We start from the raw sequence: 13774 nt of genomic DNA on the forward strand, positions 1-13774 counted from the left end.
CACGCGCTGCGCAAAGGTGCCTCATCCTGCTCTCCGCTGCTCTTCCTGGGTCCGAACCGCGTTGGCGCCCAGGATTTTCACCAGCACAAACGCCACCGCGAAGATCAAAAGGAAGGTGATCGTCGACAGCGCGGCCGCGCTGTTCGGTCCCTGTCGCACCTGCTCGACCACCAGGATCGACACGGTGCGGGTGGACGGGTTGCCCAGCGTCATGATCGCGGGCAGGTCGTACATCCGCAGCGCGTCCATGGTGCGGAACAGCACCGCGACCAGCAGTGCGGGTTTCAGCAGCGGAAGCGTGATCTGGGTGAACCGTTGCCAGGCCGAGGCGCCGTCGACCCGCGCTGCCTCGTACACGTCGGCGGGGATCACCTGCAGGCCGGCGAGCAGCAACAGCGCCATGAAGGGCGTGGTCTTCCAGACATCGGCCGCGATCACGGCGATCCGCGCGGGCCATGCGTCGGAAGTCCACAGGATGTGCGTGCCGAGGACTCGGTTCACCACACCGTCGTACTGGAACATGAATTCCCACAGCCGTGCCGTGACAGCGGTCGGGATCGCCCACGGAATCAGCACGGCTGCGCGCAGCAGCGCCCTGCCGCGGAATGTCTTGCCCATCACCATGGCCATACCGAGGCCGAGCGTGGCCTCGAGTGTCACGGTCACGACCGTGAACAACAGCGTGACCCCGATGGCGAGCCAGAACTGGGCGCCGAGATTGCCGGTCGGGCAGGCTGTTGTCTCGCCGCCGGCGACCTGACACTGTTGCAGCAGCCAGTGCGAGTAGTTCGATATCCCGGCGCTGCCGCCCTCGACGAACATACCGGTCACCGGGTTGAGCCCGGAGTCTTTCTGGAACGACATCCACAGTGCCCGGACCACCGGGTACCCGATGACCACCGCGAGTGTGAGCAGCACGGGCGTGACGAAAAGCCATGCTCGGGCGGAGCGCCGCAACTCTAGGGCTACTGTCGCGCCCAGGCCGCGTCGAACCGGAAGGAACTCGTCATTCGGCACGCTGGTTACTGCTCCCGAAGGATCCGACACCGTATTCACTCCTGCGGGCTAGTCGGGTCCGTTACGCTCACCGCCTACGATCCGGCGGTTTCGATACCCTTCTGCATGCCGGTGACCGCATCGTCGACGGACTTGGTTCCGTTCAACGCAGCATAGGCGTTGTCCTGGATCGCCTTCGACACCGCTGGATAGAACGGGGTCACCGGGCGCGGCACCGCGCTGGCAATCGAATCCTTGAGTGCGGGGAGGTAGGGCATCTTCGCGATCAGGGCCGGATCGTCGTACATCGACGCCCGGACCGACGGCAGCGCGCCGGAGGCAACGATATGTTGTGCGTCCTCGCTGATCAGGAAACGTAGGAAGTCGAGCGCGGTGGCCTTGTTCTTCGAGTACGAGCTGATCGCCGCGTTGTAGCCACCGAGCGTGGAAGCGCCGACGCCGTTCTCGCCGGGCAGCGGCGCGACCGCGAACTTGTCCTTGACCGCGGAGGCCTCGCCTCCGACGTCACCGTACGTGGACGGCCATGAACGCAGGAACATCAGCTTGCCCTGTGCGAAGGCATTGCTGGACTCTGGCTCTTTGAAGGTGATGGCTTCCTTCGGAATGTCGCCGTTGTTGTACGCGTCGACCAGGACTTTCAGTCCGGCGCGTGATTGCGGGCTGTTCACCGTTGGGGTCTTGCCGTCGGCGCCGACGAAGCTGCCGCCATAGGCGTTGATCACCTCGGCGGCGTTCACGGTCAGGCCTTCGTACGGTGCGAACTGGCCGGCGTAGCAGCCGATGTTCTGGTCCCGCGCGATCTGGCACTGGGACAGCATCTCGTTCCAGGTCTTGGGCGGGTTGGGTACCAGGTCCTTGCGGTAGAACAGCAGGCCGCCATTGGTGTTGCGGGGCGCAGCGTAGAGGGTGTTGTTGTAGGTGGCGCTGGCGACCGGCGGCGACAGCAGCGCGGTGGTGTCGATCGCGAAGGAGTCCTTCAGCGGCTGAATCCACCCCTTGGCGGCGAATTCCGCGGTCCACGGCACATCGAGCGCGACCACGTCGTAGGTGGACTGCTTGGAGCGCATGTGTTCGACCAGGTCGTCGTACTGCTGCGAGGCGTCGTTCGACTGTTCCTTGAACGTCACCTGTTCGTCCGGGTGCGCGGCGTTCCATCGCTCGATCAGCTGTTTGACCGCGCCTGTCTCGGTGGTGTCCTTGCCCTCGACGTAGGTGATCGGGCCGCGTCCGGTGAGGTTCTGGCTACTCGGGCTGCCGCTGTTATCGCTGGAGCAGGCGCTCGCGAGGGCCGTGGTCAGCAGTGCGACCGACGCGATCGCGACCGCGGCCCGTGGTACGAGGGACGAACGTAGGGACGACACGTTGTGCACAGTCATCGCGGACACTCCAGGATTTTCGTGATCGGCAGCACACCCTGCAGGTGCACAAGGCAAGATACATGGTGTTGACATGGCATGCGTGATTGCGGCGCGATGTCCTGGCTAGGCTAGCCGGTGATGACTTCGCCGAACGCGGTCCCCGATCGGATGCTCACCCGCATCGGCGGCCTGCTGCGCAAGGCCGAATCCACCGATAATGAACATGAGGCCGAGGCGTTCCTCGCCGCGGCGCAGCGGTTGGCCACCAAGTCCGCGATCGATCTCGCGGTGGCGCGGGCGCATACCACGGCGCGCGAGCGCAAGGCGACGCCGGTGCAGCGGATCATCCCGATCGGGGTGCCGGGCAAACGCGGGCTGCGCACCTACGTCCAGTTGTTCGTGGCGATCGCGTCGGCTAATGACGTGCGCTGCGATGTCGCCAGGACCTCGACGCAGATCTACGCATACGGCTTCGGCTCGGACATCGATACCTGCGAGGCGTTGTACGCGAGTCTGCTCGTACAAATGGTGCGTGCGTCCGACCAGTACATCAAGTCGGGGGCATATCGGTCGGCCACCGTGGCGAAGGTGGTTGTGGAGAAGCGAAGGGGCCGACCGGTCCGGCGTACGGTGCAGGCTCCGGTTGCGGGTGTGACAGCGCGGCTGAACTTCCAGATGGCGTTCGCCGCGCGGATCGGGCGGCGACTGGCCGAGGTGAAGGCTCAGGTCGAGGCGGAGGCGATGCCCGAGGAGGCCGTCGCGACCGGTACCGCGCTGGCGCTGCGCGACAAGGAACTCGAACTCGTAGATTTCTACTCGCGAACCTCCGAGGCACGCGGCACCTGGCGCGGCCCGCAGGCATCGACGGGGCATTCTGCTGCCGCGCGGGCCGCGGGAGATCGCGCTGGCCGGGTCGCACGGCTCGGCACCGCATCCGAATTACCCACTGCCCGTGGGCAATTGACCGCGCCCGACACGGTCGGCGGGCAGGTGTGAATAGTGTCGGCCGTTTCGCGAGAGCAGGCGAATCCTGCCGCATGCGGGCCGGCGATGTCCTGGTCGGGTTCGGTGGTCGGACGGGTGTCGACGGCGCGGGCGACTCGAGCACGCGGCCGGTCGCGGGGTGGCGTCGATGACCGTGCGCGACAGTCAACGCGCCAAGGTGTATGACGCCGAACAGTTGGTGCGCGGAGTGTTCGATCGCGCGGACGAGCACAACATACGCACCGTCGAGCTCTACGGCTCACATCTCACCCTGCCGATCGAACGCCGCTTCGCATCAGTCGAGTCTGTGCAGAGCTATGTCGACAGGGTGCTGGAGCTCAACTGGATTCGGGCACAATGGGTTCGAGCCGCCGTGCCGGTTCGGGTCCGCCCTCGGGCCGGGACGACCGCGGCGCACTACGAGACGGCCGAGGGCGTCCTCGCCGTGCCGCTGTATTCCGGCGCCACCGCCTGGGCCCTGCGTGAACTGGTGATCCTGCACGAACTAGCACATCATCTCGAGTCCGATCCCGCCGCGGCAGCCCCGCACGGCCCCGAATTTTGCGGCCGGTACCTGGAATTGGTCGACGGCGTCGTCGGTCCCGAAGCGGCGTTGCTCTTGCGCGCCACCATGCTCGGCTGCGGCGCGCGGCTCGGGTGAGCATGTTCAGCGGCCGTCGGCGAAACCGTCTGCTAGCCACTCGCTTGCGAGGACTAGTAGCATCGGCTGAACCTTGCGGTCGAGTAGGGCCGTGCCCTGCTCCATACCCCCGGCGTTTGTCGTTTGGGTCGGCTGATCGCCTTCACCGCGGCGACCATGGCAAATTCCGCTCGGCCGCTCCGCCTGGAGGGTGCCCGTAGCCAACGAGAGTCGTCGACGGTAGTCAAATGGCCGTTGTGCCACGGGAGATGGTGTGGCGTTCTGTTGAACTCGAGCGAACTGGGGCGAGGGTCGGCCGACGTTCACGCGACGTCGCGGTGATGGAGTTCTTGGGGGCGCCGCCGAAAGTGGGCGACCATGGGTGCTCATCCGAGACGGGAATCATCTTGTGGGTGGGAGATTGGTGCCGCCGGTAGGACCTATGCCGTGGGGTGCGCCCGTACCGGGTGGGGAATTGTGTTGTCGGTAGCGGATCGGTGCCGCCGGTGAAACCTCGCGGTCGAACCGAAGCGTGCTGTCAGCGGGGACCGAATCTCTCGAAGGTGACCCTATCGCCAACCGGGGCTACTAGGTCGTCGGGCTTTTTCGAACAAGTGCCATGACGCGCGCCAATCGCTCCCGCCACCATGCGGTACGTGCGGCGTCGGGGTGCTGGTAGCGCTCCAGCAGTATCGGGTCCGGGCGCGGCGGGGTGCGTGGGACGGGGAGGTAGCCGTCGACCGGGCGGAGGGAATCGGGCACCACGTCACCGGTGAGCAGGCTCACAGTGCCCAGGCCGCAGGCGAAATCGAGGTCGGGGAGCGCCCCGGCCAGCGCCAACTGGGCGGCGAGACCGACGCTGGTTTCCAAAGCGGACGAGACCACACAGGGCAGGCCGGCGGCTTCGGCCACCCGGAGGGCGCGACGGACGCCACCCAGCGGCGTGCATTTGAGGACGGCGATGTCGGCGGCGCCCGCGACCGCCACCCGTAGCGGGTCTTCGGCGCGACGAATGGATTCGTCGGCGGCGATGCGGACCTCGACCCGACGGCGCACCGCGGCCAGTTCCTCGATGGTCCGGCACGGCTGTTCGACGTATTCCAGACCGCCTGCGGCGCGGTCGATCCGCGTGATGTGCGTGATGGCGGTGTCGACATCCCACACCGCGTTGGCATCGACCCGGATCGCGCCGTCCGGACCGAGCGCGTCGCGCACGGCCTCCACCCTGGCCAGATCCTCGGTGAGCGACCTGGGATGGTCGGCGACCTTCACCTTGGCGGTGCGGCATCCGGACTCGGCGACGATGGTGTGCGCCCGCTGCGGATCGACCGCGGGCACGGTGCAGTTGATCGGTATCCGATGCCGCACCGGCTCCGGCCATCGCGCAGTTGTCTGCTCCAGTGCGGTGGTCAGCCAGGCCGCGGCCTCCCGATCGTCGTACTCGGGGAACGGGCAGAATTCGCCCCAGCCGAGCGGACCCTCGATCAACATTCCCTCGCGCACCGTGATGCCACGGAACCTGGTGCGCATCGGAATGGCGTAGACAACGCTCTGTCCTGCGGAATCGCTCATCGCGGACCAGCTTATTCGAGATACTGCTCAGGCGAACTCGAGTAGTTTCCCCGAGTCGCGGGCCGGCGCGACCGAGGATCGTCGGGGACATGAACGAGATAGGCTTTTCGCGCCCCGCCCCGTGGCCGTATCACTTGATGCCTCAGCCGGGGCGTGCGCCGCGGGTTCGAGCCTGGGATCTGGCGCTCGCCGTCGTGCTGTATTGCGCTGCGGCGGTTCTCGGGATGGCGGCCGCCTACTTCACCCTCTTCTTCGCCTTCGCCGCTGATTCCTGCACACCGGACAACTGTCGCAGCGAGTACCTCACCTGGGGCTTCGCGGTGTCGTGGGGTGGAACCGCGTTCGCCTTGCTCGGCTCGCTCGCCCTGATCATCGTGGCTGTGGTCAAGCGCTGGTACCTGTGGATGTGGCCGGTGCTGGCGATGGTGCTGATCGTCGGCTCGTTCTTCGGTGGTGCCGCGCTGGCCACCCGGGTTTACACCCAATTCTGAGCGGGTTGGCCTGCTGTGCGGCGGTGTGCGAGTCATGCTGAACGCATGGCGTGGCATCCACGGCAGCGGTTGGTCGATTTTCTGCGCGCGGCGCTCGGCTCGGTGATCGCCCTCGGATTCGGCTGGCTGATCGCCTGTTTCGTTCCGCTCTACGACGTGCTCGCCCGCGATGTCGGCGACGCCACCGGCGTCGGGTACCTGGCGTGGGCCCGGGTCATCGCATGGGCCGGTATCGCGGCCTCGGTGATCGCTGCCGTTGTCTCGGTCCTGGCGAAAGTGCGCGACGGCAGGCCGATCGCATGGACTCCGTTGGTCGCGGTGCCGCTGATCATCGAATCCTGGCTGGTCGGATTCCTGATCGTGCTGGTGCTCGGCTCGGTCTGAACGCGGTACCCGCCCCCTCCGACGGGTACCGCGACCGCTCAGAGCCGTTCGAGAATGGTGGCGTTCGCCAAGCCGCCCGCCTCGCACATGGTTTGCAGCCCGTATCGTGCGCCGCGGTCCCGCATGGCATGAACCAGCGTGGTCATCAGGCGCGCGCCGGACGCGCCGAGCGGGTGCCCGATGGCGATGGCGCCGCCGTTGACGTTGACTTTGTCGAGATCGGCCCCGGTGTCGTGCGCCCACGCGAGCACCACCGGCGAGAATGCCTCGTTGATCTCGATCAGGTCGATGTCGGACAGGTGCAGTCCGGCCCGTCGCAGCACCTTTCTGGTTGCCGGGATCACCGCGGTGAGCATCAGCAGCGGGTCGTCACCGGCCACCGCGAAACTGTGCAGCCGAGCCAGCGGCTTCAGGCCGAGTTGCTCGGCGCGCTCGCTGGTCATGATCAGTACCGCCGCGCTGCCGTCGCTGACCTGGCTCGCGCTCGCCGCGGTGATCTCCCAGTTGATCTGTGGGAAGCGGTCGGCCATGGCCGGGTCGTAATAGGCGGGGCGCAGTGTGGCCAGCGTGTCCAGTGTGCTGCCCACCCGGATGCCTTCGTCGGTGCCGAGCCCGTTGATCGGCGCCAGTTCCCTGGTGAAGACACCGTTTTTGGTGGCGAGCGCGGCTTTCTCATGGCTGCCGAGCGCGAACTCGTCCAGTTGGGTGCGGGTCAGCCCCCACTTGGCCGCGATCAGTTCGGCGCTGATGCCCTGCGGCACCAAGCCCTCGGGGTACCGTTCGGCGAAGCCGACGCCGGCGATGTCATCGGAGCCGACCAGGTTGGCGCCCATCGGAACCCGTCCCATCGACTCGACGCCCGCGGCGACGACGACGTCGTAGGCGCCCGCGATCACGCCCTGCGCGGCGAAGTGGATCGCCTGCTGGCTGCTGCCGCACTGCCGGTCCACGGTGGTCGCGGGGACGGATTCGGGATATCCCGCGGCCAGCGCCGCCCGCCGGGTCATGTTGGCGCCCTGCTCACCGACCTGGGTGACGATGCCGCCGATGACGTCGTCGATCAGCGCGGGATCGATGCCGCTGCGGTCCACCACCGCACGCAGGCTATGTGCCAGCAGGTCCACCGCGTTGACGTTGTGCAGTGCGCCATTCGGCTTGCCCTTGCCGATCGGCGTGCGTACCGCCTCGACAATCACCGCGTCTCTCATGGGTGCTTCCTTCCGGACCGAGAGCCGGGCGACCTTCCCTGGCTCTATTTACACATAGCCAGGCTACACCTGGCGATAGTTGGCAGAAGTCAGCACCGCTATGATGTTCGTCATGGCAGCAGTAATGGAGGGACGATTGGCCGACTTGGGCTCGTGGACAACCGAGGAGTGCTCGATCGCGAAGGCGCTCGACATCGTCGGCACCCGCTCGGCGGTGCTCATCCTGCGCGAGGCGTACTACGGGACCCGGCGGTTCGACGGGTTCGCCCGGCGGGTCGGGATCACCGACGCGGCTGCCGCCAGTCAGCTACGCAAACTCACCGAGGCCGGGTTGCTGGCGAAACAGCCGTATCAAGAGGAGGGCAAGCGCACACGGCACGAGTATGTGCTCACCCAGATGGGCCGGGATCTGCTTCCGGCGGTGCTCGCGCTCATGCAGTGGGGTGACACCTATCTGCAAACGGGTCCCGCACCCTTACTTCTGGTAGACGGGGCAACCGGCGCCCCGGTGCGGGTGCAGGTACGTAGCGAGGCGGGACGGGAGATCGAGCTAAACGAGTTGGGCGTACGGCTCAATGAGAGCTATGTCAGGCAGGTGCGGCAGCGCTCCGGAGTGCCGGATTGACCGGGTGCGTGCCGAAGGGCCGGATCGACCGGCTGTGTTCCGAAATTCGTCGACAAGCAGAATCCTGGTGCACGCCGTGATCTCCGGATTGCGAGCGTTGCGTTCTCCGGCCGTGCGATAGTCGTCGACCGACTCAGGGCGCTCGAGCATCGCGCAGGACGCGCCGATCGGCCTCGTCCCGCCGGCGGAACCGCCGCAGATCTGGCGCGCAATCCTGAGCCGCGGCAAGCCGGACTCGTCGACCCGACCTCTCCTCCCCGTAAGTCCGCCTGCCAGGATGTACCGGGCGAGCGGGCTTCAGGCGGCCGTCAGTCGAGGCGGCGACCGTCGCTGGCGAAGAAGTAGATGTGCTCGGTGTCGGTGAACAGCCGCAGACGGGTGCCCTTCGCGGGCGGGTTGCGCCAATCCGCGCGCGCGACAATGGATTCCCCCACGCCCGTGGTTGTGTCCTCGGCGACGGTGCGGCCGTAGATATATGCGTCGGAGCCCAACTCCTCCACCACATCCACTTCCATCTCGATGCCGGAGGTGTCGCCGATCTCGAAGTGCTCGGGCCGGATGCCGACCGTCACCGTACTCCCGGCCGCATCGGCGACCGACCGTGGCAGTGGCAGCACATGCCCGCCCAGCTCGACCCCGCCGTCGGTGACCGGAAGCGTGAACAGGTTCATGGCCGGCGAGCCCATGAAGCCCGCGACGAACACGTTGGCCGGATCCCGGTACAGGTCGCGCGGCGTAGCGCACTGCTGCAACAGGCCGTCCTTGAGCACGGCGACCCGGTCGCCCATGGTCATCGCCTCGACCTGGTCGTGCGTGACATACACGGTGGTGGTGGCGAGCCTGCGTTGCAGTTGGGCGATCTGGGTGCGGGTCTGTACCCGCAACTTCGCATCCAGGTTGGACAGTGGCTCGTCCATCAGGAACACCTGCGGCTGGCGCACGATCGCGCGGCCCATGGCGACACGCTGACGCTGCCCGCCGGACAGCGCTTTCGGTTTGCGCTCCAGGAAGGGTTCCAGATCGAGCAGTTTGGCCGCCTCTAGCACCCGCTTGTGCTTCTCCGCCTTGGCGACCTTCGCCAGTTTCAGCGCGAAACCCATGTTCTCCGCGACGGTCATGTGCGGGTAGAGCGCGTAGTTCTGGAACACCATCGCGATGTCGCGTTCTTTGGGCTCGGCATGCGTCACATCGTTGGCGCCGATCAGGATGCGCCCGTCGTTGACCTCTTCCAGCCCGGCGAGCATGCGCAGTGAGGTCGATTTACCGCAGCCGGACGGCCCGACCAGAACCAGGAATTCACCGTCCTCGATTTCCAGGTTCAATTGGTCGACGGCGGGTTTTCCCGCACCAGGGTAGAGCCGTGTCGCGTGGTCGAAGGTCACAGTGGCCATGGTGAATGCACATCCCATCACCGGCAGGAACGTGCCGGACGATCCGAGTAAGGGTGCGGCAGATACTACTGGTCGGCCGATGTTTCGGCGAGCATTCGTCCCGCCGCTCGGCCACGCGGAACGTGCCGAGCGGCGGGACCTTCCCCGGATGTGGTCGGGGCGGCACGGCTGTGACCAGCCGGTCAGCGGCCTTCGAAGAAGGCGCGCGGAACCTCGACGAGCATGGCGTCGAACTGCTCTTTGGTGACGCCGCGTTCGAGCACATAGGGCAGCACATCGTCGAACACGTGGGTGTAATGCCATTGCGATAGGGCGGTCATCACGGCCGGTTCGACCCAGTCGATGTAGCAACTGGCGTCCTGGGAAAGCACCATGCGATCGGTGTAGCCGCGACGCACCATCTCGATGAGCGTGTCCGCGCGGGCCTCGAACGTGGTGTCCAGGTTGATGCCGAAGCGGTCCATGCCGAGGATGAAACCGGCGTCGGCCAGTTCGGCGAGGTGGTCGCAGTCGCTGGTGTCTCCGCTGTGCCCGAGCACGATCCGGCCGGGGTCGACGCCTTCTTCGTCACACATGACGCGCTTCACGTCGAGGCCGGTGCGGGAACCGGGGTGGGTGTGCACGGTGATCGGTGTACCGGTTTCGAGGTGGGCCTTGGCGATCGCGCGCATGACCCGCTCGACTCCGGATGTCAGTCCCTGCTGGTCGATGGCGCATTTGAGCATGCCTGCCTTGACCCCGGTGCCCGCGATTCCGTCTCGGATGTCGGTGATGAACATGTCGACCATGGGGTCGGGTACCTGTGCGCCGACCATCTCGTTCAGGGCGGGGCCGCGATAGTGGAAGAAGAACGGGACGTCGTCGTAGGTATAGACGCCGGTGGCGACCATCAGGTTGATTGGAACCTGTTCGGCGATCCGCTGAATGCGCGGGATGTAGCGCCCGAGTCCGACCACCGTCAGGTCGACCATCGTGCGTACGCCCGCGTCGTAGGCGCCGTGCAGCCGCTGCACGGCGTCGGCGATGCGGTCGTCTTCCGAGCCCCATTCGGTCGGGTAATTCTCGTGGATGTCCCCGGTGAGCACGAAGACGTGCTCATGCATCAACGTCACACCGAGATCGGCGGCGTCGATCGGTCCGCGCACGGTTTCCAGCTGTTTCACTACGTGTTTCCTTTACCTGGGCAGAGCGAACGAGGTGTTCCGGGGTCGGGTGGACAGCCGCGGCCGATGACAGGGCCGAGGATGGTGGGTCGGAGCGTGGCGGCGCAGGTGGCACTGCGTCTCGCCGTTTCGCAGCCGGCGAAGCGGTCGTACCGGGTGGTGTCGAGTACTGTGCGCGCCGACGAGTGTGTCGTCTCTCCAGCGAGGCCACACCCGATGGCAGACTGAGGATCTCGACTGCGGGCCGGCTTCAGCCGGCGCGAAGTAACTGGGTCGAATGCGTAGTTCGCTGCGTGGGGTGGTTCATGAAGTCTCCTTTGCGAATCGCTATGAACTACGCATACGGGACATGCTACGAACCGGGCTGTGAGGCGGACCATATTCGCCGCGAATGAAACTTCGCATACGTTTTGTGCGCAGCGCACAGAGGTAAGGGTGGTCGGCCACATCGGCGCACGTGGTCGAAGTCGGACTCGGCGAGCGGTCGATCAGCGCGACGTGCCTGGTCGTAGGACCGCAGGCCCCAACCAGTGGGCCGCCTGCAAGGCCAGATGGAGGTGCAGCGTGCCGTCATGGTCATGGAAGAAGTGCCCGATCAGGTCGAGCGCCTGCTGAACCCGATATTGAATGGTGTTGCGGTGCACAGCCAATTCCTGTGCGGCCGCGGCATAGCTGCGGTTATTGGCCAGAAAGACGCGCAGGGTATCGCGTAACCACAGGTTGCGCTGGTTGTCGGTGGCCAGTTCACCCAGACAGTCGGCCACGTACTCACGCAGTGCCTCGACATTGCCTGCCAGCAGCGCGATGGCCGCCACCTGGTCGTACGCGACCACCCGGGGAGCGCTGTCGCCAGCGAGGAAGACGATCTCACGAACCTGGTCGGCTTGGCGCAGGCTACGGCGGAAACCCGCGATGCCGGCATCGCATCCGCCGATGGCCAATCGCACCGGCAACGACACGGCCGAGATCGCGCGCTCGATCGCGGTCACGTCGATCGCGAACTCACGGGGGATCGAGAACCATAATCGAATCTCGCGCTCGTCGGTCGGCACCATCAACGGCCGCCGCGCATTGTCGAACAGCGGAATCAGCGTTCCGCGCACGGTATCCAGGACACCCATCGCTACCTGTGGTGAGATCTCCGGATCGGTCCAGACATTCACCGCGACGTGGCTGCCGGCCAGCGAGTAGTGCAGCACCTGTTCGGCCTGGGCGACATCGGCGACCGAGCCGTCGAGTAAGCGCGCCACCCATTCCTGCCGCAGTCCGCTGCGACTGCCCATCCACCGGTCGCGTTCCTGCTCGTAGGCGATCGCGACCTGCTCACATACCCGGTCGATATAGACGGCGGTGCGGTTGACCAGCCGGATGATCGCCGCCGCGCTGTCGTAGCCGCCCAACTCGACCGCATACCGCATCGCGATGTCGAGAAACCCGGCGTGCCCGATTCGATACCCCCGAATCAACGCGGATAGGGGGACATCACGCTGGGCGAGGGCTCGCGCGTACATCAACGCCCGGGCTGGCGCCTGCACGTCGTGCTCGGCTGCGTCGGTCTGCACGAATTCGAGAACCGCCAGGAGATTATCGGTCGTCCCCGCTTCGAACAATCCCCGCATCCGAGTATCGAGGTCCAGGGCCTCCACCTGTGCGCGCATATCCGCGGACAGGTCGCTGATCAATTGGTCGCGATTCAGCAGCATTTCCGCCGCCACTCGGCGCACTACTTCGTCGCTACTCCCGGCCACCCGGCACCTCCGTCCACCGGTTCGCGGCCATCGAGAGCGCAACCTAGTCCAGCCCGTCGGCGTACGCCGACGCATGTCGCACCCAACGAACCCGGTGTGCGGGTGGTGGGTGCGAACGGATCGTAGCGGTATGAGTGGTGCGTGCGCAGCAAGCCCTCCGGCACGCGACCACGCAGCCAGGCTTCTGCGGGAGAACAACCGCGGCGGTAGCCTCGATCGAGAAATTTACTGCGGTGAGGAGCAGGTTATGAGTCGTCCAGTTCGTATCGGAGTTCAGCTGCAGCCACAGCATGCGCCCGAGTACAAGGTCATCCGCGATGCGGTGCTGCGCTCGGAGGATGCGGGCGTGGATATCGTGTTCAACTGGGATCACTTCTTTCCGCTCACCGGCGACCCGAACGGAGCGCATTTCGAGTGCTGGACCATGCTGGCTGCCGTCGCCGAACAGACCGAGCGTGTCGAGATCGGTGCGCTGGTCACTGGCGGCGGCTACCGTAATCCGGACCTGCTCGCCGATATGGCGCGCACCGTCGACCACATCAGCGGTGGCAGGCTGATCCTCGGTATCGGCGCGGGTTGGTTCCAGCGGGACTACGACGAATACGGCTACGAGTTCGGTACGCCGGGCAGCAGGCTCACGCTGCTGAAGGAGTACTTGGCCAGGATCACCGATCGGCTGCGGAAGCTGAACCCGCAGCCGCTCCGCGAGATTCCGATCCTGATCGGCGGTGGTGGCGAGAAGAAGACGTTGCGGCTGGTTGCCGAGTACGCGGCGATGTGGCACACCTTCGCCGATTTGGACGCGCTCGCGCACAAGAACCAGGTACTGGCCGATCATTGCGCGGCAGTCGGCACCGACCAGGCGCGCATCGAGCGGTCGGTGCAGTGGCCGGGGGAGGAGAAAGCGCCCGCCTTCGTGGCCGCGGGCGTGACCACGTTCACCATCGGGGTGAGCGGACCGGACTACGACCTGAGCGAGATCGAGCGTGCCGTCCGTTGGCGCGACGAGATCAATCCGGAGCCGGTCAGCGGACTGGCCTGAGCCGGATTGCCGGTCGGCTTTCGCGCGACCGCGCGGACTTCGGCTCAGCGTGATCCGAACGCTCGACTGCCCTGGACGGCGCGGGTTCTCGGACCGCGTGCGTCGGGGGTAGCTGCAGATCAGCTGATTCGCGCGGCTAGGGTGGTCCGTC

General features: G+C 66.1%; 13 protein-coding genes. 6 read left to right on the forward strand and 7 right to left on the reverse strand.

From position 1 onward, the window contains the following. Nucleotides 1–21 precede the first annotated feature (21 nt). On the reverse strand, nt 22–981 hold the full coding sequence (locus AB0C34_RS09350) for a sugar ABC transporter permease (RefSeq protein ID WP_357070097.1): 960 nt from the start codon (nt 979–981) through the stop codon (nt 22–24). A gap of 110 nt (nt 982–1091) precedes the next feature. Continuing rightward, nucleotides 1092–2393 carry an ABC transporter substrate-binding protein gene (locus AB0C34_RS09355; protein ID WP_357069232.1) on the reverse strand — a complete coding sequence of 434 codons (1302 nt, stop codon included), beginning with the start codon at nt 2391–2393 and terminating at the stop codon, nt 1092–1094. A 120-nt stretch (nt 2394–2513) separates the two neighbouring features. On the opposite strand from AB0C34_RS09355, the gene AB0C34_RS09360 reads away from it, so the two are divergent. Together AB0C34_RS09360 and AB0C34_RS09365 are read left to right on the forward strand one after the other, a co-directional pair. Continuing rightward, nucleotides 2514–3371: a DUF2786 domain-containing protein gene (locus AB0C34_RS09360; RefSeq protein WP_357069234.1), complete on the forward strand. Its 858-nt coding sequence runs from the start codon at nt 2514–2516 to the stop codon at nt 3369–3371. A gap of 136 nt (nt 3372–3507) precedes the next feature. After that, nucleotides 3508–4020: a TIGR04338 family metallohydrolase gene (locus tag AB0C34_RS09365; RefSeq protein WP_357069236.1), complete on the forward strand. Its 513-nt coding sequence runs from the start codon at nt 3508–3510 to the stop codon at nt 4018–4020. Nucleotides 4021–4587: 567 nt separating this feature from the next. Here AB0C34_RS09365 and AB0C34_RS09370 read toward each other — a convergent pair. Then, nucleotides 4588–5571, reverse strand: a complete 984-nt coding sequence (locus AB0C34_RS09370; RefSeq protein WP_357069238.1) for an o-succinylbenzoate synthase — start codon at nt 5569–5571, stop codon at nt 4588–4590. An 89-nt stretch (nt 5572–5660) separates the two neighbouring features. Between AB0C34_RS09370 and AB0C34_RS09375 the strand changes: the two genes are divergently transcribed. Both AB0C34_RS09375 and AB0C34_RS09380 read left to right on the forward strand, forming a co-directional pair. Then, a complete protein-coding gene (locus tag AB0C34_RS09375) occupies nt 5661–6062 on the forward strand; it encodes a hypothetical protein (protein WP_357069240.1) in 402 nt (133 codons plus the stop codon). 45 nt (nt 6063–6107) lie between these two features. Beyond that, complete coding sequence (locus AB0C34_RS09380; protein ID WP_357069242.1) at nt 6108–6446, forward strand: hypothetical protein; 339 nt, start codon at nt 6108–6110, stop codon at nt 6444–6446. Nucleotides 6447–6484: 38 nt separating this feature from the next. Here AB0C34_RS09380 and AB0C34_RS09385 read toward each other — a convergent pair whose 3' ends face one another. Then, a complete protein-coding gene (locus AB0C34_RS09385; RefSeq protein WP_357069244.1) occupies nt 6485–7654 on the reverse strand; it encodes a thiolase family protein in 1170 nt (389 codons plus the stop codon). Nucleotides 7655–7766: 112 nt separating this feature from the next. Here AB0C34_RS09385 and AB0C34_RS09390 point away from each other — a divergent pair, with 112 nt between their 5' ends. Next, on the forward strand, nt 7767–8279 hold the full coding sequence (locus AB0C34_RS09390; RefSeq protein ID WP_357069246.1) for a helix-turn-helix domain-containing protein: 513 nt from the start codon (nt 7767–7769) through the stop codon (nt 8277–8279). A gap of 308 nt (nt 8280–8587) precedes the next feature. Here the strand turns inward: AB0C34_RS09390 and ugpC are convergent, their stop codons facing one another. From ugpC to AB0C34_RS09405, 3 genes are all read right to left on the reverse strand, one after another. Further along, complete coding sequence (ugpC, locus tag AB0C34_RS09395; RefSeq protein WP_357069248.1) at nt 8588–9670, reverse strand: sn-glycerol-3-phosphate ABC transporter ATP-binding protein UgpC; 1083 nt, start codon at nt 9668–9670, stop codon at nt 8588–8590. A gap of 182 nt (nt 9671–9852) precedes the next feature. Beyond that, a complete protein-coding gene (locus tag AB0C34_RS09400) occupies nt 9853–10833 on the reverse strand; it encodes a phosphotriesterase-related protein (RefSeq protein ID WP_357069250.1) in 981 nt (326 codons plus the stop codon). A gap of 488 nt (nt 10834–11321) precedes the next feature. Then, the gene (locus AB0C34_RS09405) at nt 11322–12581 is read right to left on the reverse strand and encodes a helix-turn-helix domain-containing protein (protein WP_357069252.1); all 1260 of its coding nucleotides are present in this window, start codon (nt 12579–12581) and stop codon (nt 11322–11324) included. 247 nt (nt 12582–12828) lie between these two features. Between AB0C34_RS09405 and AB0C34_RS09410 the strand changes: the two genes are divergently transcribed. Beyond that, entirely contained in the window at nt 12829–13623 is a 795-nt protein-coding gene (locus tag AB0C34_RS09410; protein ID WP_357069254.1) for an LLM class F420-dependent oxidoreductase, read from the forward strand. Nucleotides 13624–13774: the final 151 nt, after the last annotated feature.

The organism is Nocardia sp. NPDC049220 (assembly GCF_040647855.1).
Lineage (GTDB): Bacteria > Actinomycetota > Actinomycetes > Mycobacteriales > Mycobacteriaceae > Nocardia.